Genomic DNA, 23,992 nt, shown 5'->3' with positions numbered 1-23,992 from the left:
TTGGTTTACAGCGCTCGCTAGCTACTAGATACTCAGTAGTCCTTTTTGATTTAAAAATGCTGGCTCTTGAGTCAGCATTTTGTCTAAGTGCGATGAAACTAAATAATAGCCCTGTAACTCAGCATCAATACAACGATCACACCTTTTTCTTAAAGCGAGACGATAAGCTTCACTCCCACTTTTGCGGCAACAAAGCCAGAAAGTTCATGAAGCTACTGGAAGACGATCACCCAGACACCACCACTCTAATAAGCTATGGATCCGCTCAAGCTAACTCCTTGTTCTCGCTAGCCGCACTTGCAAAAATCAAAGGCTGGACGCTTGAGTTTTACGTCGACCACCTTCCTCAATGGCTACAAGAACGCCCACTCGGCAACTACCGTGGCGCTATCGATCTTGGGGCTAAGGTTATTTCAGTCAAAGAAACAGGCTCTGAGCTTCATCCACAAGCGTATATTGAACAAATAAGGCAACCAGGTTCCGATTGTATTGTGTTACCTGAAGGTGGACGTTCTCAGCTTTCTGAATATGGCGTGAAGCAACTGGCGATGGAAATACTCAGCTGGACGCGCTTCGAAAACAAACACGATTTTGTGGTGGCACTACCCGCTGGTACAGGCAGTACGGCTCTGTATCTACATAAGCATTTAAAACTGCACAATATCCCGGTGTTAACCTGTGCGTGTGTAGGTGGTAATGACTATTTAACTCAGCAATTCGATGAACTTGGCGAATCCGATCACCCACAGATTTTACCGCTCAAAACCAAACACCATTTTGGTAAGTTGTATCAGCAGGATTATCAAACTTGGTTAGATCTGCAAGAGCAAACTGACATTGAGTTTGACCTGCTCTATGACCCTTTGATGTGGCAATGCTTAGTACAGTGGCAACAAGACAACCCAACTAAGACCATCATCTATATTCATCAAGGCGGCATCTTAGGCAATGAATCGATGTTGCCGCGCTATCAGCGGAAGTATCCGGAGATGAGCATTAGCAAAACCAACACATCTTGGTAATTTTTTCCTTTATTCTCCAGTTTAGCTATTCAAGTTATAAACTGAAATCTGGCGAGAATCATCGCGTTATCTATACTTTCGATTGGAACATCAATTGTCATCGAAAGGAATCACGCATGCGAACAATCACTACGCTCGGCCTGTTTTCAGTTTTACTGCCCTTCTCTGCGATTTCAGGAGAAAACATCACTTACCAAGTCGATGGTATGGATTACGAAGGTTATTGGAGTGAAGCCAGTGACCAAGCGCCTTTGGTGCTGCTAATTCACGATTGGGATGGCTTAACTGATTACGAAAAGAAACGTTCTGAGATGCTCAACGAACTCGGTTACAACGTGTTCGCCATCGACCTATTTGGTAAAGGCATTCGCCCTACCGAAGTGAAAGACAAAAAACAACACACAGGCGAGTTGTATAAAGACAGAGAAAAAATGCGTGCACTACTTGATGCGGGAGCGATGGAAGCGAAAAGGCTTGGTGGTAACTTAGATAACAACGTGATAATGGGTTACTGTTTTGGTGGCGCAGCCGTTTTAGAAGCCGCTCGTGCTGGCATCCCATCGAAAGCTTATGTCACCTTCCATGGCGGTTTATCGACACCTAAAGGACAAGACTACTCTGAGACAAAAGCTCCAGTTGTCGTGTTCCATGGTACAGCAGACGCCATGATCTCAATGCACGACTTTGGAAGCCTCGCAGCTCAACTTGAATCAAGCAAGGTTCCGCATGAAATGATCACCTACAGTGGTGCGCCACATGCCTTTACCGTATTCGGCTCAAACAACTATCAACAAGAAGCTGACCAGAAATCGTGGGATAGATTTACCCATGTACTAGAAACCACCACCAGATAACTTTCGATACCCACCCAGAAAAAACAACCCCATTCTAAAACTTAGAATGGGGTTACTTTCACCATCACTACATCATGTTGTTACAAATAACGATGGATACTTAAGTCATCAGATTTAATATCACTGGCAGAGCCACTGACTATGCTTGCTAGGATCTTTCCTGAGCCACATGCCATTGTCCAACCTAATGTTCCATGACCTGTATTGGTAAATAAATTTTTGATAGGTGTCTTGCCGATGATAGGCGTGCCATCTGGCGTCATTGGTCTTAGCCCAGTCCAGTATTCAGCCTTAGAAAAGTCCCCCGCTTGTGGGAAAAGATCTTTTATCACCATATCAATCGTGGCTTTACGTTTTTCTGGGATTAGGTAGTCAAAACCAGCGAGTTCTGCCGTACCCGCGATACGAATACGATCATCAAATCGCGTCATCGCGACCTTGTAGGTTTCATCCATAACAGTCGAAGTCGGTGACTTATCTACATTCACGATAGGCAATGTTAGTGAATATCCTTTCACTGGGTAAACCGGTATAGACAAGTCGACTTGCTTTAATAGTTCTCGAGAATAGCTTCCTGACGCGACCACGTAAGCATCCGCTTTAAACTCGCCTTGAGTCGTTGTAATAGTCTCAATGGCTTGATTCTGATGATTCAAACTTACCACTTCAGTATCAAACACGAACCTAACACCGAGTTGCTTGGCTTTCTCAGTCAAGGTTAAACAGAACTGATGGCAATCACCGGTTTCATCATGAGGTAAGTATAAGCCGCCCACCAGCTTGTCTTTGACGTCCGCTAAACCCGACTCCACTGACAGACACTGGTCAACATCAAACAGCGAGTGTTCGATCCCACTCTCTGTTAATAGCTTCATATCCTGCTGAATAGCATCGAGTTGCTTCTCGCTTCTGAATACTTGCAAGGTGCCTTTCTGCCTGCCCTCATAAGCTAAATCTTCACTGGTTCTTAGATGAGTAAGACACTCTCGACTGAAGTTTGCCACTCTTAACATGCGTGACTTATTCATGGCGTACTTGGCTTCATTACAGTTGGCCAACATCTTAGTCGCCCAAGCAACTAATTCAGGAGAAAGTGACGGCTTCACTTTTAGAGGCGCATGCTCTTGGGTAAGCCATTTCATTGCTTTCAACGGAATCCCCGGTGCCGCCCATGGTGAAGAATATCCGTAAGAAATTTGCCCTGCATTCGCAAAGCTGGTTTCCTTGCCACTGCTATCTTGACGATCAATAACCGTCACTGTATGACCTTCTTTCGCCAGGTACCAAGCACTGGTTAACCCAATAACACCGCTACCAATTACAATAACTTCCATTCTCTTCCCCTAATGCCCGACAAAGCCAAAATCTGTCGAACACAGCTGTCAGTCTAAAACTCGTTTCGTTAATAATTTGTAACTTATTCCGCGTATGTTGACTTATCAATAGAGTGTGAGTTGACAAAAACTCAATTCAACTTAAAAACGAATTCGGCAGTTTGGAACTGTGATATTGGCGGTATTTGGACGCTTAGAAGGAGTCGCTAAGTAAATCTACTATTCTTAGATATTGTAAGCGTCATGACTCAAGAAAGTGGCGTTTTCAAGTAAGAAATCTAACAAGGTTTCGGCCTGTAGCGTGAGTGCGCGGCCTTTTAAAGATTGAACCTTAACCGTCGCCTTCGATAGCATCTCCAACTCGGTCGCAACCACTTCAATCTGTCCTGACTTTATTTCATCGATCACAGTGAGCTTAGGCATAAAGGTGACGCCCAATCCTGCTGATACAAAGTTAGTCAGTGCGGTCACCGAATTGGTTTGAAGCTTTGGCTGCAAGGTAAGGTGGGAAATTTGTTCAGCCTGCTTTACCAGCCTCCCCATACCGGTCGAGTTATCGATCAAGGCAAGAGAAGCGTCTTGAATATCTTGCATTACCACTGGCGCTTCTTTCATCGTAAGGAAGTGCCCCTTCGGAGCAATCAATTCGAGCGGATGACTACGTTCAACGTGGGAGTGCAGCTTAGGATGTGGAGCAGAAGCATAGGTTATTGCGAAGTCTATCTGTTGATCTTCCAACATCTTGACCGCGTCCAATGCCCCTGCAATTTCAATAGAAAGGTTGATATCAGGATAACGGGTCATAAAGGTTTGCATCGGCTTTGACACCAAGTTGGTAATAAACCCTTCACCGATGGCAATACTGACACTGCCTCCTTTGAGGTTTTTAAGCTTGGCTAGTCGAGTAAGCACTGCAGCCTCTCCACGAACAATGGAACGATAGTAATGCAGCAGCTCATTACCCGCCTCAGTTAACAGTGATTGGCGGTTGTTGCGTTCCCAAACTTTCATTCCCGCTTGCGCTTCGAGCTGGGTCAGCATTCTGCTCATTGCAGCAGGGTCAACATTCATCATCTTGGATGCCTTACGCAATGAGCCATACTTAGACAACGCGTTTAAATACTCAAGAGCGCGGATATTAAAGTGATGCATTCAACTTCCTTGTGATTCGACTGACACTAGATCAAGCGTCTCACAAATTGGCTGCGAACATGTATCCCATTTTATCAAGAACGTATTTACACTTACTAACTTGTGCACCGAGTCACTTCAAGGCAGCTAAAGGCTCATGCTCGTTTATTCGATCTACTCTTGATAGACAGATGGAAAGAGCTTAAAGAACCTGTTTTAAACCGCTTAACGAAACATTTTCGATGACATGGCACCTTTGAAGTTCGGCTTTCACTTGAGTAATACCAATCACAGTAAATAAGTGATCAAACATAGCGTAGGAAAAAAGCTTGAGAACAAGGCAGAATTTTTCGATAAGTAGTTATTCTACAATCAAAAATTCTAACGAAGTTATCGAGGTTTTTAACAAGCTAGGGTGACCAGTTATTTACTACGATTGGTATAATACCAATCACAGTAAGCAAGTGGTCATAAACAGCGTTGGAAGGCGTGATAACTAGGCAAAGGACTTTGGGCTAGAGATAGAGATAGAGATAGAGATAGAGATAAAATATAGGTGCTCTAAAACGAGAAAACCCCAGCATTTCTGCTAGGGTTTTGAATAGTGGTGGAAGGATGGGGATTTGAACCCCAGATACGCTATAAACGTATACTCGCTTTCCAGGCGAGCGCCTTAAGCCACTCAGCCATCCTTCCACAAATTGTGTGTTGAGCTTGTCACTCAACGAGGCGCTACTTTATTGATTCTGCTTGCTTTGGTCAAGAGGCATTATCAAAAAAAGTGCCTTTTTCAGTTTGTTCGATTAGAAATTAACTCATTAGATCAAAAACAAACCAAATTTCATTCTATCGTTGTACTTACGCTTGTTGCTTTTCTTAAGCTTGTTGATAGTAGCCCGGAACTCTAAACCATTTACGGCACATATCTAAGAAATAACCGTACAGCACGCCCATACCACATGAGATAACAGCGTTACTGGTGACAGCCGTAACAATCTGGTCGCTCGAAGCACCTACTGCCAATAAAATACCGGCATACACAGGTGACTGGAATAACACGTACGCCACCAAGTCAGACAAATTTTTCATCAATGAGCTTTGTGAAAGCTTTGCGCCGTTACGCAAGAACCAATCACGAAAGACTCCATAAGGCCAAGCGATAGCTATGTTTACCGGAATAGATAACGTTCGAGAAGCAAGAGACTGCTCAAACGTCATACCAGAAATAAACACTTCAACAATCATTCCAGAAATAAAACAGAAAACGACCATAGCGAATGTATCCGCAGCTGCGTTTCGAATACAGAATGGACCACGAGACTTCATTGACGATAAACCTAAAATATATCACTACTTATATTGTGATTTAACAACACATAAACAAGGCTAGATTACACCTAGCCAGATAATGTCACTATTAAATCACAATATAAGCAGTCATACATTCCAAATTAAAAATAAAGTTGTAAATTAACAACCAAAAACCACTTTAAAAGCAGTCACTTCCACCAACAAAACCCACAAAGGTCAAATAACGAGCGATTTGTTATTATATTTCCGTAATTAAACAACAACTATGCCATAGGAAGATTTACCGTAATGCTATTGATGATTTCTTGTTCAGGAGTGAAACCGAGAGAAACCTGCTCTAAAGCTTTATCGACGTGATCTGTGAGCTTTGCATTATTCATAGGTTCAGCATGAACACGCAAGCTCTCTAATGCAGACTTAATCAGCGCTAAGTTATTATCTTCGAGCGCAACGTACAGCGTGACGAGTAGCTCTTCGGTGTTATCTTTGTTTCGTAGATCAGGTTTAGGTAGTGACTCGCTGTTACTTTGCGAATCGTTTTTTTCTACATCTAGGCTATCAAGATCATGAGCTTTAACTTCATGGTATTGGTAAAGCTTGTTTGAATAGCGGAATAACGCATCATCCAACTCACGCTCATCAATCGGCTTGGCAATAATATAATCCACACCCGCACCAAGCATACGTTCGCGAGTCTCTTTAAAGACATCAGCCGTACAACCAAACACCAGTACCGATGATATCTCACCTATCAAAGCTCGAATTGCAGTGGTTGATTCAACGCCGTCCATCACTGGCATATGGTTATCCATTAATACCAAATCAAAGCGCTCAGCCACCACGGCTTGTATCGCAAGTTCACCATTTTCGACGCTCTTACAAGTAAAGCCTTTACTGCTCATGAAAGTTTCAATAATGACGGTATTGGTTCGGTTATCTTCGACAATCAGTACCTTCAAGCCAGAGTAATCTAACTTCTTATGTGGCAAGCTCTCTATTTCGCCAGGCTGGCAAGGTTTAATCTTCAAGCGAACATCGAAGCTGGTGCCTATCCCTTCTTCACTGGTGACGCTAATACTGCCCTCCATCAATTGGGCAATTTTCTTCACAATCGCCAACCCGAGACCAGTACCGCCAAAGCGTCTCGTAGTCGAAGACTCAGCTTGTTCAAACGGTTTAAAAATACGTTTTTGTGCTTCTTTAGATATACCAATACCGGTGTCGCGAACTCGAATACTAAGGTAGGTGTCACTTCCCTCTACTACTTCTTTAAGATATACCTCGACAAAGCCTCGAGAGGTAAACTTGACTGCGTTGTTTAAGAGGTTAAATAAAATTTGGCGAAGGCGTGCTTTGTCTGAGAAGTACCAACGGCCAGAAGGCACTTCGGAGTACACTTTGAATTGAAGCCCTTTCTCGGAAGACAATGTGTAATAGACACTGTTGATACTACCTATGATTGAATCAAGCGGGAATCGTGTTTCATCCAGATCTAACCGACCCTGCTCTATCTTTGAAAAATCCAAAATTTCATTGAGTAACGTCATCATATGATCACCCGAATCATACAGGCTCTTAAGATGCTTCTCTTGCTCTGTGCTCAAAGGGGTTTTCAGTAAGATCTGAGCCGTTCCTAATACACCATTCATCGGGGTACGAATTTCGTGTGACAAGGTCGCAAGAAAAGCCGTTTTGGCATTGGTTGATGCTTGAGCTTTAACCTTCTCAGCTTCGAGATAGATGGTTTTTTCGTTGAAGGTTTTGATCAAATGTCCAATTTCATCATCACTAGAGTAGTCAACATCGATGATCTCGCCCGCTTTAGAACTATCAACTTGGGCGGCAATCGTTGTGATTGGGCTTATCAAATAGCGGTTCAGTAAGTAATAACCGGCCATGACACACAACAACAACAGCGGCACAATACCGCCTTCAACGCTCATTACCTGACGAAACACTTCGTCTGCTACTCGTGATTTTGAGTTGACGACATCCACTTGCCATCCAAACTCTCCAAATTGGTTACTACTAATATAAATCCCATCAACGAGATTGAAGTTATGAGAAACCAACACTTGGTTGAGTTTGTCTCTTAGAGTAATACCAAGGTTGTATTCTTCCGCATGGTTCTTGATAAAGCCGAGCAACTCTTCGAGTGAGAGATCCACCGTCGCGACACCTGCAAAAGTTCCATCGTAATAGTAAGGTGAAGATGCTGTGATCATTTGAACATGTGTATATGGGTCAATATACACATTGCTCCATGCAATGGTTCCCTGCGCTTTGTTTACTACAGATGTATACCAATATTCGTTTTGATAAGGCGCATTTTTGGGGTTGTTATAAGAAAAGAGCTGGTCAATATCACCATCGTCGGCTTTGTTGAAAAAATAACTGTTAAGGATTTTATCAGAATCCAATGCATGCGGTTCTGGCCAAATGCCTGCGCTGACGATCGTGTCATCGCTCGCCGCCAACATTGACTTAATAAATAACGGTATAACATCAGTATCACTGCGCTGCGCCTGAGCGAAACCAACCAAACTATCAACAAAACCTTGAGAGCTGCCGAGGGGTGCTGTAATCAATTCCGATAACAGTTGTGTACGTAAGTCGAGGTTTTGTTGCAACTTAGCGCGTACAGGAGATTCTACGACGTAATACGTCACACTACCGACAATAGCAATGAACATTGCGAGGTATACACCAAGCGCTACCATACTTTTTTTCTTGAGAGACGAGCGTATTTGCATAATTATCTTGTTATTTTCTTTTCTGTTTAACCTAGTGTTTATCACTAATGACATCAAGCGTTTTTAGATGAAGCTTGATTGGCGCAAGTTCATTGGTACTATAAGCACAAATATGTTCCCTTTTACGGTACCTCACTTTGACTTTACAAGACATTCTTGCGCTTCCAGAGTTGGAAGGAAAGCTAATCACAGAACACAAAACCATGGGCTTTGTCACTGCAATGGCAGCAGCTCCAAATGTGTTAACTCCTCATGAATGGCTACCATTCCTTTGGGGTGGCGAAGAAGTCGCGCCTTTTACCGACGGTGAACAGCTGGAAAGCTACATTGAAGTTATCATCGCGCTTTGGAACAAAACCCGCCCAGAACTGATCGAAGGTACTTGGGTATGGCCTGAAGCTTGTCAATTAGATGATGCAGAAGTTGTAAATACAGCAGCTCGCGATTTTTGTGAAGGCTTACTTCAAGGTTGGCAGATAGCCCGTGATGATTGGGAAACACTGATGCCCGAAGACAGCGAAGACAACGCATTGGTCGGCGGCGTGTTGCTTTCACTAAGCATGCTTTACGATCCAGAAACTTCCATTGCTACGCTTGCAGAACAAGGCATCGAAGGCCTTGAGCAATTTGAAGAGATCTTTAATGCTGTGCCAGTGATGCTTTGCGGGTTAACGCAACGCGGTATCGCATTAGCCGAAGCTCAATAATTTTCCATTCTCTCTAAAGCGAGAGATATAAGAGAAATAAGCTGCGCTATATCGAACGATAGTAAGAAGGCCTCACAATGAGGCCTTCTTTCGCTTCAGGAGAGACTAAATCGCCGTCTAAAAGCCTTTCCAATCGAAATGATCAATTCGCTCATCGGCAATGTAAAACAACTTAGTGCCGCTGCTGACAACTTGGTCTAACTCCGGATTAAGCTCTATACCACTCCCCGTATCAATCGCGATCAGCGTTGCTTTATACTTCTCTTTGAATACAGAGAAAATAGGCGCGACGGTTACAGGTTCGGCATCTTTAGGGTAATACGTCGAATACTGTGTCATACCTCTAGTTGAGCTTAAAAGCTCTTGATGAAGTGCACTTGAACCGGGATCAACCGCAGCTTTAGCCAGCATTTCGGCACCCACTGCCGGAATACATTCAGAGTTTGGGCAATGTTGATGCAGTAAATCGCTCAACGCCTCATCTTTAAAGTAAACCAGAAGATGAGCCTTAGGGTTTCGGTTCGCACAATAAAGCGCCGCAGACAGCGTGATATCGTCTTCGGGGTTATCAATAAGAATACAGCTGGCTGACTCAATGCCCGTTTTCTCCATCTCTTTGCCATCGGTGTAGCTGTTTACCTTAACGAAATTGATCTCACCGGGTAACGGATTTTCAATATCTGAACGCGTACATAATACGATTGGTCGCTTGCCCGTTTCTTCATGTTGCAGCATACGGATGAGATGAATGGTTCTTTGTTCATTCCACCCCAACATCAAAATGTGGTTTTCCACTCTAACTCTCCTTTTACCTAACAAGCCCGCTCGCCAATATTCAACACCTTCTGTTGCCACCTTACCCAGTAAAGCAGCGAAAAGGCTGAGCCCTCCAGGGATAACAAACAAAATAACAATCCATCGCCCCGCTTCCGTCGTCGGTGACAAATCGCCATAACCAACCGTAGAAGCCGTCACGACTAAATAGTATGCAAATGTAGTAAACGAGTTGGTTAAGTCCGTTTCACCCGCCAAATACAATGTCGACCACGATAAAAACACGTAGCCGAGGAAAGTAAACAGTAGGTTTTTACCATTCAAAACAAAGATATTCGCTTTGACCCAACGTTTGAGTTGTAACCAGATTATCATTAGAGCCTCTAATCCATTTCTCTTAGTTACATGCTAGAAAAAATAAATGATATCAACAAGATGTATCTTAAGAAAAAGGCACATGAGCCCAAAATAATGCCAATAGTCCACATTTAGGTACAAAAAGACTTAGAAATATCTACAAACAATTTCTGGAGTTAATCAAAACTGAGCAAAAAGTCATATGAGTTACTTCCCCAAAGGCACAATCAATGGAGTATGACTTACGGGATCATCAATAATAACGCTATCTAAGCCAAATACTTGCTTAACGAGTTTGGCGTCAATTAAAGACTTAGGTTCCCCTTGTGCGACAATTTCTCCACCAGCAAATGCAATCAGATGATCCGCATAACGACAGGCTTGATTCAAATCATGCAGCACGGCGACGATAGTGTGTTTTTTCTCTCTATTGAGGCTGCGGAACAACTCCAACAAATCGATCTGGTGTGCGACGTCTAAATAAGTTGTCGGCTCATCAAGTAATACTATCGGTGTCTTTTGTGCTAATACCATGGCAATCCAAACTCGTTGTTTCTGACCTCCTGATAGTTCATCAACCTGCCTCTCGGCCAAATCGGTGACACCAGTATCTTCCAGCGCTTGGAAGACCGCCTCTTGATCATCTAAGCTCCACTGCTTAAATAGTTTTTGATGCGGATAACGGCCTCTTGCTACCAAATCAACGACTCGAATCCCTTCTGGAGCTTGTGAACTTTGGGGAAGTAACCCCAACTCTCTCGCCAACTCTTTAGCTGGTACTTTTTGGATATTCTGACCATCTAGACAAATTTGGCCTTTAGAAGGTTTCAATAAACGGCATAAGCTTCTCAATAAGGTCGACTTTCCGCACCCGTTGGGTCCGACAATGACCGTAAATTTACCTTCAGGAATATGAAGTTCGAGATTTTCACAAATAACGCGATTCTCGTATGCAAGTTTAAGGTTACTTCCATTTAGTCGAGAGATGGTTTTGGATTTAACCGGTGTCGATAGGCTCATAAGTTTCTGATTTAATTTATGTTAAACAATATCCCCAAGTAACTTTTAGCTATTTGCTTATTTCGCTAATTACTTAACTAATTAGCTCTAGCTATTCAGTTACTTGGGAAAGCGTGGCATCAAGAATAGACTTGTTGCTGCTTAAGGTTACGCTTGGTTTCTTCGGGGCTAAAACAGGCAGCGTTACACAATTTCAAGTTCAGTTGGGTACACCATAACCCATTGGACCAACTTGTCATTTTTGAGTACTGATCTAACTCGGTAAAACGAGTCTTGCTCTAACACTCATATACTTGACAAATAATCGGTAAACTTAAGAAGTATCGCTCTCATTAATCATATGAGTACCTATGCTTAAAACTGGCGAGATCGAGTCAATAGCCAAATTAAATATATGCCACCTACAATACCCGTCATCCTGCCTATCGGCACGCTTGCTTGAAAAGGCAACCATTGAATTAAAACATCTGCGGTTAAGACCAACAACGCGCCCATAAGAGCTGAGGAGAACAAGGATAATGCTCGCGACTTTCTCAATCGACCAACTAATTGAGGAGCAGCAAGGGCAATAAAGGCAATAGGCCCAGCAGCTCCTGTCGCGAATGCGGCTAAGACCACAGCAAAGAAAATCATAGAAAGACGGACTCGCTCTACTCGGATACCCAGCTGAGTTGCGATGTCATCCCCCATCTCTATCATGGCAAGCGCACGCTTTAGCATCATCATAAAAGGGAGGAGGAGACATACCCCTATAAGTACAGGATAAACATGTGTCCATGTCCTAGCATGCAGTGATCCTGCAAGCCATAGATTGGCCAAAATGGCATTGTCTAAATTACCCTTAACTAACATCAGGCTGTTCAGCGCACTCAAAATGGACCCGATCCCAATACCAGTGAGTATTAGGCGATACCCTCCAACCACTCCTGTTTTTACCGCAAGTAAGTAAACGATAACAGCCGTGATTACTCCGCCGACTATCGCCGCGATTGCCACTTCGATAGCCCCTTGCTCAAACAAAACTATTTGAGCAATTGCCCCGGTAGCAGCCCCCGTTGTAAAGCCAATGACATCTGGAGAACCAAGAGCATTTCTTGATACCGATTGAAATACCGCACCAGAAATGCCTAACGCAGCCCCAACAAAGACCGCAGTAAGAACCTTCGGTAGTCTTATGTTAAGAATTATTCGCTCTTTTACGCCCCCCTCTCCAACCCCAAGAATGATATCGGCCACTTGAGGCAACGAGATATTAAACTTACCCAATGTCATGGAATAAGTTGCAATAGCGCAAACTGATATCAACAAAATCAAAGCGATAAGTATATGAGACGGTTGATAACAGAAAGAAAACTGACCGAAGCGTACAACACTTCCCGAGCCAGAATTTTGAAGAGTGTAAGGCTCAATCATCATAGGAGAGATATCTTCCAACGTTTCACTAAGAATACAAAGAATGGCCCGCCGATTAGAGCAATCATAATGCCTACACTGATCTCATTGGGATACCCGACGATCCGGCCTAGTACATCGGCGACAACTGCCAGAATGGATGCAATCAGTAAAGAGAAAGGCATCAACCATTTATGATCAGGCCCCGCCGCCATCCTTGCAATATGAGGGGCAGTAAGACCAACAAAGCTGATAGGACCAGCCGCCGCAGTAGAGGTCCCCGCTAAAACCACAATAGCAATAGAAGCAAAACACCATATTTTGATCGGGTTAACACCTAAGGCGTGACCAATATCGTCCCCTAACGAGACAGTATCTAAGGCTTTACTTAATGAAAACGCGATTGCTAATCCAATGGCTATTAACATGGCTGCGGGGATCAAGACATCGTAACCTCGCCCTTGAAATGACCCCACAGCCCAATGTCTATATTGTTCAAACACCATTTCATTGCTGTTTATTGTGATCATATGAGTCAGCGCAAGCAACACAACCGACAAAGCAGTTCCCGCCAATACAACTCTTACAGGGTTAACCCCTTTATTTACCTCAGCAAGGGCAAAAACACCCGCTCCGGAAACAGCCGCCCCAAGTAAACCAAACCACATCACATAGGCCATATCATGGATGCCCAGAAAGGCTATCGCTGATACTATGGCAACTGTCGCCCCCGCATTGACACCGAGTATCCCAGGTTCTGCTAATGGGTTACGAGTTAAGCTTTGCATGATAACGCCAGCAACACCAAGCGCACCGCCAACAACTAAAGCTAACAAGGTGCGTGGAATTCGAAGGTGGACAACCAATAGATGATCACTGTTGGTTGGATCAAAAGAAAAAATCGCATCCAAAGTCACTACCGGCGATATGTAATGCGTGCCGATAAAAAGGCTAAAACACGAGGCAAAAAATAACAACACGACTCCCGCCATCAGCCATCGTTGTCGTTGTCCATTTCTTATCTGTTCAAATGCTTCTGCAGGACTAGCAATACTTGTCATCACGGACATCCTTTACCCATTTCCCATCGGCATTAGCCATTAACCTGCATTTGTATCTCGTTCAAAAAGCTGAACAATGTCGTTAACGATTTCAGTAGCACTATACATATCGATACGAAATGAATTTTCACCTAAACCAAAGACTTGTTTATTCCGGACGGACGGAAGGTTGATCAGGATTGGGTCGTGCATAAATCGATTAGCGCTATCATCACTCGCTTCTAGCAAAAATGTTGTATCAGCTTTAAGTTGAGTCAGCAGTTCAAAGTGGACTCGCATAAAATCTGATAAAGGCACGGTGTTGTCATGCCATTGACGATTTTGCACTTCCATTTTGAAACCGAGGTCAATGAGCAAGTCGGCATGAACGCCGTCCTCTAATGCGATAGCATTGGTTGCTCCAGGTCCAAAATACGCCACAATATTGGTTTCGCCTTCTGGTATCTGTAGCTTGTTTTTACTCTGGTTAACGAACAACTCAAACTGGCTAATTTTTTGTTGGGCTTGTTCTTCTAACCCTGTCGCCTGTCCAAGCCTCAAAGCCAAGTCTTGCCATGATTGTGCGGTGTAATCCAAAATAATGGTTGGTGCTATTTGCTTAAATTCAGCTATTTGATCTCTCGCCGAATCACCACCGCGCCATGCTACAACAATCAAATCAGGTTCATAGATATAGGCAGACTCTAAATCAACGCTGCCGGCAGGCCATGCCTTTTCCACGCTTCTCTGTTCAGCAATATCTGCCCATTGACTAAAAAACTTTCCTTCATAAGTGAGTGCTGTTGCGGCTAAAGGAGCATCAATAGCCAGTAGCGTCCCGCTAATCGTCACCGAGGTAGAAAGGATTCGAGTCGGTTTAGATGGGATCACTGTCTGTGAGCCATCCGCATTAACGAAAGTCTTGGGATAAGTATTTTGAGATGTCATTTCGGTTTCTGCGAAAACAGAAGCCGAAGCTAAAATCAAAAAAACAACAACGAACTTAAACACAATATTGATTTTAAAAATTACATTGATTCTCATTTACTACTTGCACTTCATTTAGTCTGCGTTTAATTATTAAAATGGACTCGCTGTGGTAATTACTAAATCAGAAAAATCATGGCTGAAACATCCATCGAATAAATTCAATAAGGCTGATTAGTACTCTTCATCCATAACTTCATGACGTTCATCATGGTACGCTTCTTCATCCTTACCTCGTTTCCAGTAAGGAATCGCATACATATCTTTTTTAGACAGCTTGTACTCTTGTTTAAGCGCTTTACGACACGCAATCACGCTTTCATTTTCACCCGCAATGAAAGCCGAAAGCGAGTGAGGTCCATTCGGTGCAATTAAGCCGGAAATGGCTTTGCTCAATAGATATTGATCGCTATTTTCGTCTCTAATTAGCCACTTCAGAGCCAGACCTTGCGGATGCTGAATATCATGCTTATCTGCGGCATCCTCTATCTCGATAAATACATAGCCTTGAGTGTCAGAGGGAAGGCTCTCCAAAATCGCACTAATGGCTGGTACTGCTGTTAAGTCTCCCGCAATAATATGCCAATCTGCGGGTTCAAGTAATGGGTCAGGCCCAGCAGGACCTACAAGGCCAATTTGGAAACCTTGTTCTGCTTTAATTGCCCACCCGCCGCCGGGAGAATCGGTTCCGTGGATCACGAAATCGATATCAAGCTCATTCACATCAGCTCGATACTTTCTTACGGTATAGGCTCGGGGCACGGGTTTATGCTCAGGCCAAATCACAGTTTCACCTTCTCGGTAAGGTAACTGCAATATCCCACTAGCTCTATTGGGGAAAAACACTTTTATGTGTGTACCATTTTGATCTTCAGGGAACCCTTTTAAAGAGTCGCCCGTAACAGTTACTCGCAGTAGATGCTTTGAGATCTTCTCCTTACGAACAAAGTCCAACAACATCGGATGTAAACGCACTGGTTGATCGCTCATCAATTTTCCTCTTAAAGAGATCTACAGTATTGAGGGGAAAGCATGACTTTGGTGGGAGCCTCTCCTAATGTTCAGAGTTTTACTCATAGGGTCTTCGCCACTTTCCATGCTAATGATTTCAAAATAAACGCCTTGTTTTGAGCAAGGCGTTTTCTTATATCTAACCGATTAGAAGTACAATTCTACTGAACCACCAATTTGGCGAGGTGCTTGCTTCGTAAGATCGTCTCCGCCAAAATTGAATGTTTCTTTTTCAGAATCAAACAAGTTTGTAGCGAATAAAGACATACGTCCGTTAGTAAACACATAGGCAACTTGTGCATTTGCAACCCAGTAAGCATCAATACTCTGGTTAGCTGAGTTTTCAACGTCACTGAAGTAATCTCCAGTGTAATTCGCATTACCACTCAATTCGAAATTCTCAGCAAACATGTATAAAGCACCGAAGCTTGCCGTCAAAGAAGGAGCTCGAGCGAGTTCTTTTGAGCTATTAGCATGATCTTTGTAACTTGTTTTCAACAAACCAAGTGAAGCCAATAGTTCTAGGTTTGATGTCGTTAACCAACGGCTTCCTAGTTCTGCACCGTAGGTATATGCTTCATCAACATTATCAACTTTCACATCACCTTTTGATGAGGTCTCCAGAACTTGGAAATTATCGTAGTCGTTGTAAAAGACGTTAGTTGTTAACTCAAGTTCATTATCTAGCAAACTATGGCGAGTGAAGAATTCATAGTTCCAAACGTATTCGTCTTCGTACGTATATGAAGAAAATGCCCACGTTTTGTTATTGAAGCCAACGCCGCCACCTCCAGAGTTAAAGCCCTTAGCTGCTCGGATACCCACGGTTTGGTCTGATTCAGGCTTATAGGCAACTTCAAGCTTGGGAAGGAATACATTTGATGTTTCATCATAATCTAAGCCAAAACGACCCGGGGCAACATAGCGTTTTTTGCTTTCGCGTTCGAATCGCCCTGCCGCTACAACTTCGATGCTCGGCATCACCAAGTACGTCACTTCAGCGAATGCCGACATAGCACGGCTTTTGCCTTCCATTGGTATAGATGACCCAGTCTGTTCAAATACATCGTCATCTTCAGATTTGAAGTAGCGTAAACCAAACAAACCAGAGAGATCTTCGCTAAGGGAATCAAATCGAACCAAAGGCTCTATTTGGAACTCATTACCTTTGGATTTGAAATCCTGCTTTCTGCCTGCAGGGTCAGTGATTCGGTCGTAAGTGCGATCGGTGTAGATCAAATTATTTTCAAACACTAACGTATCTGAGATGTCATAAGATACATCCCAAATGCCGCTTGTTGACTGAGTTTCGTAAACAGCTCTATTGATCTTTGTTTGTTGAGATTCAGATTGAGGTCCCACAGTATCCATATGGGCAATCGTTAACGTGGTTTTGAACCCAGGAAGGCCTGCTGGCTCTAGCAAAAATTTACCACGAGCTGTCGTCATTTCAATGCGATTAGGGTCACCGACTGGTTCATAAGCAGTAAGGTCTGCGTAACTACTGCGTTTTTGTTGATCAACACTCAATCTGAAGGCCAGTTGATCTTCTAGTATTGGCGCCGAGATAACCGCTGCGGTTTGAGAATAGTCTTGCTGACCAATAGCAGCCTTTACTTTGCTCTCAAAATCGTAAGTCGGATCATTAGATTTTAAAACGATAGCACCCGCAGATGCATTTCGGCCTTGAACGTAGCTTTGCGGTCCAAGATAAATTTCCGCTTGCTGCATATCCCATAAAGAACGAGGGCCAAACGCAACTTCAGAATAGCTGAGTGAACGTCCATCAATTGAAAGGTTCAACCTTGGCACGGAGCCACCAAAAGCAGCCAACCCGCCAATAGAAGGTCCAGAACCATCAACACCACGAATCGATGGTAGGTTATTACCCTGCCCTGAATCCACAATGTTTGGTGTTAACTGCAGCAGATCGTCGACCTCAGATGCGCCTGGAGTACTCGCGATACGATCTTCATCATACACATGCACGCTTGAGCCTGTATCATAAATCGAACGTTCTATTTTTTCGCCATACACGGTAACTTCAAAAGTAGTTTTGTCTTCGTTAGTGGTAGTTTCATTATTATTGTTTGTCGCTGCAAAAGCTTGACCACTTACACTAAGTCCCATGATGATTGCAGATAAGGTGCGAAGTTTGAATCTGCTATTTCCTAGCTCATTCACTGTCGCGGGGCGTAATGCTGTCATTTAAAATTCTCCTTGATTAAGCATTAACTTTAGGTGGGCTCATGTAACGGCATTTATAATGAAAACTAGGGAAGACATTCAAAAGGTGTTGAAAACGCAACAACTCAAAATGAGTATAAGCTGTACTTCCTTAGCTCCTTATTGACCACTGCTTTAATACATGAGCCAAAATTCCGACTGAAAACCGTCACATTGAACAAGCCCTAAGTCACTCAACGAATAAATTGAAAAATGATTTCCCTTTCAATGACCTGACGAATTTTCAACCGTACCTTATCGGTTGCATATTTAAATGTAAAGCATTCTCATTTAATATTGATAATAATTATCACTAGCATTAATTAACTTGAATTGAGAATTCTGATTTTTGATGGTTCGAGCACCTAACGAGACGCCCTATTCATGAAGAAGGGAAGAAAAATTAAAAATAAGACAGTATTAAGCTTATGTAGAGTTAATCTGAGACAGAGTTAAGAGCTTTAGAGAGGTACTTGAGCAAATGATTAGCAGGCTGAGTACGTAATCCTACTCATCTCTTGAATAGTTAAGCGGTAGCCTGCAATTCCGCTATCACTGACACCAATAATCGAATATTGCTCTCCTGCTAAAGCGCTCGTGCGGACTGACCATCTCGCTGATACTGGCTCGTGAGCACTATGTCTCAGACTTACCATGTCCATAAAAATCAGGACTTATTAACTGATAGCTATTACTAATAGTGGTATTTGCTACGATTGGTACATATCTAATGCAAACAGCAGCTACTAGTCAGACTAGATAGAGGCTAATATTCAGATACAAAAAAACCAGCACTGCGGCTGGTTTTTTAATGATGACAAATGCACCACATTATAAAGACTGCATAGTTATAAATATTGGATTATTTATAACCTCACGTCATTAGATTAAGCGTTGCCTTTCACTTGCACGTTAAGCTGCTCAGCAAAATCTAGCATGCGGTTCAATGGGATAAGGGACTTCACGCGCAGTTCGTCAGAAACGAAGATCTCGTGTTGCTCGCCACCATTCTCAAGCGCATTTTCAATCGCTTCAAGGCCGTTCATTGCCATCCAAGGGCAATGCGCGCAGCTTCGACAAGTTGCACCGGCACCTGCTGTCGGCGCTTCAATCAGCTCTTTTTCAGGAACCAGTTGCTGCATTTTGAAGAAGATACCTTTGTCTGTCGCGACAATCATCTGTGGATGAGGCAGCTCTTTTGCTTTCTTGATCAGTTGACTTGTTGAACCAACAGCGTCAGCCAGTTCAACCACGCTTGCTGGTGATTCTGGGTGAACCAAAATAGCCGCTTCTGGGTATACTGATTTCATTTTCTTCAAAGCATCAGCTGAGAACTCGTCATGAACAATACACTCACCTTGCCAAAGCAGCATGTCAGCGCCAGTTTGATTTGCGATGTAAGAACCTAGGTGACGGTCTGGGCCCCAAATAATGGGTTTGCCTTCAGCGTCTAGGCTTTCAACGATTTCTAAAGCGATGCTCGACGTAACTACCCAGTCTGCACGAGCCTTAACAGCCGCAGAGGTATTCGCGTATACAACCACTGTATGGTCAGGGTGAGCATCACAAAATTCTGTAAATTTGTCTGCAGGACAGCCAAGATCAAGAGAACATTCAGCTTCTAGTGTTGGCATTAGAATGCGTTTTTCAGGTGTAAGAATCTTTGCTGACTCCCCCATAAAACGAACGCCAGCGATGATCAAAGTGCTTGCAGAATGGCGGTTACCAAACTTAGCCATTTCTAATGAATCGCCAACAAAACCACCAGTTGCTTCAGCCAGGGCCTGAATTTCAGGATCTGTGTAGTAGTGTGCAATTAGAACTGCATCTTTTTCTTGAAGTAGTGTTTTGATGTTTGCGATGTGGGCCTGCTTCTGAGCGTCGCTCAGTGGAACTGGCTTAGGCGGAAACGGGTAAACTGTATCGATTTTATCTAGTATATGACTCATTGCTCTTGCTCTACGCAACTTCTTCCGAGAATTAGAGTATTCTACACAGGACAGCGATTGGGATCAAAAAGGATTGGTTTCAAGCGATGACTAACTAATGCTTAAAACGCATAAACAAAGCGATGCGTTGGCATTACAAAGAAGAGAAGTAGACACAAAAAGAAAGTGATCAGATATAAAAAAGAGGTACCTGAGCACCCCTATTTTGTTTACAAATGGGTTTTAGCCACTTTAGCCGAAGCACTGTTTGGATACTCGGTTACAACTTGCTGGTAATATTTCTTAGCTTGCGTCGCGTTGTTGTTACGCGTAGCTATGTCACCAAGCTTAACCAGAGCATCAGAGCGCTTGTTGGAGTCTTTGTATGACACAACAGCGGCAAAGCTCTTCACAGCTTCCTTATCTTGCTTTTTAGCGAAATAAAGCTGACCTAACCAATAATGGGTGTTAGGCGTGAAGGTCGAGTCTGGGAAGTCTTTTTGAAACTTTTGGAATGCTGCAATCGCACCCGTGTAGTCTCGTTGCTTTAGAATCATATCTACAGCATTTTGATAAGCGGTTTGCTCATCAACATCAGTACTGAACGTACCAGAAGCATCCTTAGAGCCTTCGCTCGCTGCTACTGCTACCGTTGCTGTTCCTGCTGCTTTCACCTCGCCTCTCACACGATCCAGTTCAATGAACAGTTCACGCTGACGCTCGAGCATTTGTTTCATATCGTAGCTGTTTCGCTCCAACTCACCACGAAGTTCACTGATCTCCAGTGACATATCGTCGATTTGTTGCTGCATTTGAAGCTGAACGAGATTACGATTTTGAAGCAAGCGCTCTAAACGCTCAATATCTGATTCGTTAGATGCTGATCGAGAGGAAGATGATGAATTTGTTGCGGTGCTATTGAGATCGGATACTGGAGCTGGTGCAGCGAACGTGGTGTTCGCTGCACTTGCCAGTAACGAAAGCAAAATGACTCGCTTTGTGTTACTGAACATGAGGCAATTCCTCAATTATATAGCCTACTGAAATTAGTAAACTAGTACTGCACGACGGTTTTTAGCGTACACGTCTTCAGATTGACCTAGAAGAAGTGGCTTCTCTTCACCGTAGCTTACGATAGAGATTTGGTCTGCTTGAACACCTAGAGCTTGTAGGTATTTCGCTACAGCTTGTGCACGACGCTCACCAAGTGCGATGTTGTACTCAGGAGTACCGCGCTCATCAGCATGACCTTCAACAGTAACGTTCATATCAACGTTCTTAACTAGGTATGCTGCGTGAGCTGCAAGCATTTCTTCGTAGTCGCCAGCGATAGTAGAGTTATCGAATGCGAAGTAGATTGTTTGAGTTTCGCGTAGCGCTTGCTCTTTAAGCTCTTGCTCAGACAGTTGACCGTTAGCGTCAATTGGCGTTACAACAGTTGTATCTACGTTGCCTTCTGAACCTGAAGTTGTTTGGTTGCTTTCTGTGCCAGATGTTGCAGAAGTTGCTTCATCAGTTGAGCTACATGCCGTTACTGCCATCACTGGTAGTGCAATCATCAAGCCTTTAAGAACTTTGTTAAGTTGCATCTTTTTTTCCTTACGTTATCAAACTTAGTTTCTACAGCGACTAAGTGCTATAGATAGTTAAATGCCACAATAGTTAACACTATCAATAGCTAAAAGAATGTATCAAATCAACTAGAGAAACGGTGACCACGAAGGCGCTCTTACGCGTCCGTTCGTTGCCGGTAATCTAGCCTTAAAACGACCGTCGATAGAAACCATCGATAGTACGTTTGTTTTATTGTAAATAGAGCTATAGATAACCATACCTCCATTCGGTGCAATACTTGGAGATTCATCTAACAATGTTTTTGTTAGCACCTGAACCGCACCGGTTTCCAAATCTTGTTTAGCCAAGTTAAAACCCGAATTGCTACGATTAACCATAATCAGGAATCGTCCGTCAGGGGTGATCTGGCCACCTAAGTTTTGGCTACCTTGCCAAGTAATACGAGATGTCGAATTATTTGACAAATTTACATTATAAATCTGTGGTTTACCACCACGATCAGATGTGAAAATTAGAGACTTGCCATCTGGGTGCCAGAATGGTTCAGTATTGTTAGAACGACCGCGGGTAATTTGAGTCAGCTTACGGCTAGCAAGGTCGAGTGTGTACACCTGAAGACTGCCTGTTTTCGACAATACCAACGCCAATGTTTTACCATCTGGCGAGAATCTTGGCGCACCATTATGACGAGGGTATGACGTCACTTTCTCGCGCTCACCCGTGTAAATATTCATTATGAATATTTCAGCTTGGCCATTTTGGAAACTCACATACGCAAGCTTCTTACCGTCTGGCGACCATGCTGGTGACATAAGAGGTTGCTTAGAACGAAGCACCAAACGCTCGTTAAAGCCGTCGTAGTCAGCAACACGAAGCTGGTACGGGTATTTGTCTTTGTCGTTCACAACTACGTAAGAAATACGCGTTAGAAACGCCCCTTTCTCACCCGTTAGCTCTTCATACACTAAATCAGAGATTCGGTGTGCGTACTCTCTCAAGCGTTTACCAGGCACTGTCGCTTTCTTGTTGAACAGCACATGATCTTTAGAAAGTACTAATTGGCCTTCATCGCTTAGTGCACGGCTTTGCCCTTTAGTCAGTTGACCACGAACAATGTCGATCAGTTGGTAGTTCACCACATACTGCCCTTCGGCATTTTTAGTGATGCTACCTGTTAGCAGTGAATCAACACCTAGGTTAGTCCAAGCATCAAAATTCACCTCGGTTTCGCTGTAAGGCGTTTGAGGCATTTTACTTGTCGCAACTGGGCTAAATTTACCACTGCGTTGCAAGTCAGAAGCGATAACTGCTGACACATCGTGCGGCAATGGCCCTGCGCCTTCCCAACGGAAAGGAACAATAGCGATAGGTCGTGCAGAGTTAATACCATCTGTAATAACCAGCTCCAGTGCCGCATGGGCAAACTGGCTGCTTGTAGCTATTAAGAAAACAAAACTCAGTAATAGTTTCTTTAACACAAGTTCGTCCTTTTACTCTGGTGATACAGTTAAGTTAATGTCTTTCAGTGATTTTATAATGTCTGGGTCCTTAGGTAACGGGTAAGATTGCACTTGTGCTACCGCACGCTTCGTTGCCGCACATAAGCGACTGTCACCATCTAAGATACTCAATCTACCTAATATCGCATTAGATCCCGTTGGAATAAGCTTTAGGTTCACTCGACATGAACGACCTCTGTAGCTGTCTTCTAACAACAAGTTTTGTTGAATGAGTTGGGTATAGATAGCACCATAACGCTGCGCTTCATCACTAATAAATTGTTGTCTAGCTGAAGAGTTTTGAGTCGCTTCAGTTTCAAGCCCAGCAAAAATATCATTCAATGCCGCTTCTTGCTGTTTACGCTCTTTCTCCGCTCTTGCTGCAGCTTCTTTCGCTTTACGAGCTTTTTCTGCTGCGGCTGCCGCTTCTTTCTCTTTCGCTATACGTTGTTTCTCAGCACGCTCAGCGGCTTCTTTTTCTTTACGGGCTTTTTCAGCGGCCTCTTTCGCGGCTTTTTCTTTCGCCACGCGTTCTTGTTCAGCTTTAGCAATGGCCGCTTCTTTTGCCTTGCGTTCTTTCTCTGCTTTCACAACCGCGGCTTCTTTCAACTTACGATCAGCTTCTGCTTTAGCGGCTTTCTTTTTCTCTTGTTTTAAGCGAGCCTCTTCAACTTTACGTTGCTTTTCATTTTCAACTCGACGCTTTTCCGCGTCGCGAGCCGCTTTGGCTTCTTTAGCTTGCTTTTCTTTCAGCTTTCGAATGTTCTCTTCTTCAGCTTTACGATTTTTTTCAAGTCGTTCGCTTTCACGTCTTAGTTTATCTAAACGCTCTTGCTCTTTTTTGCTCGCCGCTTCTCTTTGTTGACGAATCTGTTGAGCTTGTTGGCGAACCAACTGAGGATCAATCACCACGGCTTGAACCATCTGCCCAGTAGGCTTTGGTTCCGACATCGTGAAATCCGCCCCCCAAATAAGCGCAACGAATAAGATGACGTGCAGCCCAAGAGAGATAAGAAGCGGTGATCTAAAATTATTGGATTTCTTATTATTCGCTTTCATGAATGCTACGGA

General features: G+C 43.4%; 19 protein-coding genes and 1 tRNA gene. 3 read left to right on the top strand and 17 right to left on the bottom strand.

What is annotated here, in order from left to right; all coding sequences use genetic code 11:
- Positions 1-92 precede the first annotated feature (92 nt).
- Positions 93-1,022, top strand: a complete 930-nt coding sequence (locus AB4180_RS10200; RefSeq protein ID WP_102250077.1) for a pyridoxal-phosphate dependent enzyme — start codon at positions 93-95, stop codon at positions 1,020-1,022.
- Between the two features lie 116 nt (positions 1,023-1,138).
- Positions 1,139-1,876: a dienelactone hydrolase family protein gene (locus tag AB4180_RS10195; RefSeq protein WP_102250065.1), complete on the top strand. Its 738-nt coding sequence runs from the start codon at positions 1,139-1,141 to the stop codon at positions 1,874-1,876.
- Between the two features lie 80 nt (positions 1,877-1,956).
- Here AB4180_RS10195 and AB4180_RS10190 read toward each other — a convergent pair whose 3' ends face one another.
- From AB4180_RS10190 to AB4180_RS10170, 5 genes are all read right to left on the bottom strand, one after another.
- Entirely contained in the window at positions 1,957-3,210 is a 1,254-nt protein-coding gene (locus tag AB4180_RS10190) for a D-amino acid dehydrogenase (RefSeq protein ID WP_017101033.1), read from the bottom strand.
- A gap of 225 nt (positions 3,211-3,435) precedes the next feature.
- Positions 3,436-4,362: a LysR family transcriptional regulator gene (locus AB4180_RS10185; RefSeq protein WP_102250066.1), complete on the bottom strand. Its 927-nt coding sequence runs from the start codon at positions 4,360-4,362 to the stop codon at positions 3,436-3,438.
- A gap of 584 nt (positions 4,363-4,946) precedes the next feature.
- Positions 4,947-5,037: transfer RNA gene (locus AB4180_RS10180), tRNA-Ser, on the bottom strand.
- A 180-nt stretch (positions 5,038-5,217) separates the two neighbouring features.
- The gene (locus AB4180_RS10175) at positions 5,218-5,667 is read right to left on the bottom strand and encodes an L-alanine exporter AlaE (protein WP_009846408.1); all 450 of its coding nucleotides are present in this window, start codon (positions 5,665-5,667) and stop codon (positions 5,218-5,220) included.
- A gap of 248 nt (positions 5,668-5,915) precedes the next feature.
- Positions 5,916-8,372, bottom strand: a complete 2,457-nt coding sequence (locus tag AB4180_RS10170) for a hybrid sensor histidine kinase/response regulator (RefSeq protein ID WP_102250067.1) — start codon at positions 8,370-8,372, stop codon at positions 5,916-5,918.
- 170 nt (positions 8,373-8,542) lie between these two features.
- On the opposite strand from AB4180_RS10170, the gene AB4180_RS10165 reads away from it, so the two are divergent.
- The gene (locus tag AB4180_RS10165) at positions 8,543-9,112 is read left to right on the top strand and encodes a UPF0149 family protein (RefSeq protein ID WP_009846406.1); all 570 of its coding nucleotides are present in this window, start codon (positions 8,543-8,545) and stop codon (positions 9,110-9,112) included.
- A gap of 117 nt (positions 9,113-9,229) precedes the next feature.
- Here the strand turns inward: AB4180_RS10165 and AB4180_RS10160 are convergent, their stop codons facing one another.
- The 12 genes from AB4180_RS10160 to tolA all read right to left on the bottom strand — a co-directional run bounded on the left by AB4180_RS10160 (position 9,230) and on the right by tolA (position 23,980).
- Positions 9,230-10,261 (bottom strand): potassium channel family protein, encoded by a 1,032-nt coding sequence (locus AB4180_RS10160; protein ID WP_009846405.1) that lies wholly within the window; start codon positions 10,259-10,261, stop codon positions 9,230-9,232.
- Between the two features lie 189 nt (positions 10,262-10,450).
- Entirely contained in the window at positions 10,451-11,263 is an 813-nt protein-coding gene (locus tag AB4180_RS10155; protein WP_065678736.1) for an ABC transporter ATP-binding protein, read from the bottom strand.
- A 354-nt stretch (positions 11,264-11,617) separates the two neighbouring features.
- On the bottom strand, positions 11,618-12,679 hold the full coding sequence (locus tag AB4180_RS10150) for an iron chelate uptake ABC transporter family permease subunit (protein ID WP_102250068.1): 1,062 nt from the start codon (positions 12,677-12,679) through the stop codon (positions 11,618-11,620).
- On the bottom strand, positions 12,676-13,716 hold the full coding sequence (locus tag AB4180_RS10145) for an iron ABC transporter permease (RefSeq protein ID WP_102250069.1): 1,041 nt from the start codon (positions 13,714-13,716) through the stop codon (positions 12,676-12,678). Before AB4180_RS10145 ends, AB4180_RS10150 begins: the two co-directional genes overlap by 4 nt.
- 39 nt (positions 13,717-13,755) lie before the next feature.
- Positions 13,756-14,739: a Fe2+-enterobactin ABC transporter substrate-binding protein gene (gene fepB, locus AB4180_RS10140; protein ID WP_102250070.1), complete on the bottom strand. Its 984-nt coding sequence runs from the start codon at positions 14,737-14,739 to the stop codon at positions 13,756-13,758.
- Between the two features lie 117 nt (positions 14,740-14,856).
- Positions 14,857-15,672: a siderophore-interacting protein gene (locus AB4180_RS10135; RefSeq protein ID WP_102250071.1), complete on the bottom strand. Its 816-nt coding sequence runs from the start codon at positions 15,670-15,672 to the stop codon at positions 14,857-14,859.
- Positions 15,673-15,840: 168 nt separating this feature from the next.
- The gene (locus AB4180_RS10130) at positions 15,841-17,901 is read right to left on the bottom strand and encodes a TonB-dependent receptor (protein WP_102250072.1); all 2,061 of its coding nucleotides are present in this window, start codon (positions 17,899-17,901) and stop codon (positions 15,841-15,843) included.
- Positions 17,902-18,806: 905 nt separating this feature from the next.
- Positions 18,807-19,868, bottom strand: coding sequence for a quinolinate synthase NadA (gene nadA, locus AB4180_RS10125; protein ID WP_009846384.1), 1,062 nt, complete (start codon positions 19,866-19,868; stop codon positions 18,807-18,809).
- Positions 19,869-20,077: 209 nt separating this feature from the next.
- Positions 20,078-20,860 carry a tol-pal system protein YbgF gene (gene ybgF, locus AB4180_RS10120; RefSeq protein ID WP_009846383.1) on the bottom strand — a complete coding sequence of 261 codons (783 nt, stop codon included), beginning with the start codon at positions 20,858-20,860 and terminating at the stop codon, positions 20,078-20,080.
- 33 nt (positions 20,861-20,893) lie between these two features.
- Entirely contained in the window at positions 20,894-21,436 is a 543-nt protein-coding gene (gene pal / locus AB4180_RS10115) for a peptidoglycan-associated lipoprotein Pal (protein ID WP_009846381.1), read from the bottom strand.
- 111 nt (positions 21,437-21,547) lie between these two features.
- Positions 21,548-22,900 (bottom strand): Tol-Pal system beta propeller repeat protein TolB, encoded by a 1,353-nt coding sequence (gene tolB, locus AB4180_RS10110; protein ID WP_009846380.1) that lies wholly within the window; start codon positions 22,898-22,900, stop codon positions 21,548-21,550.
- 12 nt (positions 22,901-22,912) lie between these two features.
- Positions 22,913-23,980 (bottom strand): cell envelope integrity protein TolA, encoded by a 1,068-nt coding sequence (gene tolA / locus AB4180_RS10105; protein WP_102250073.1) that lies wholly within the window; start codon positions 23,978-23,980, stop codon positions 22,913-22,915.
- Positions 23,981-23,992 lie beyond the last annotated feature (12 nt).

It is taken from the genome of Vibrio sp. 10N.286.49.C3 (assembly GCF_041469545.1).
GTDB classification, from domain to species: Bacteria; Pseudomonadota; Gammaproteobacteria; order Enterobacterales; family Vibrionaceae; genus Vibrio; species Vibrio tasmaniensis_A.
This window is presented reverse-complemented; position numbering and strand designations above follow the sequence as displayed.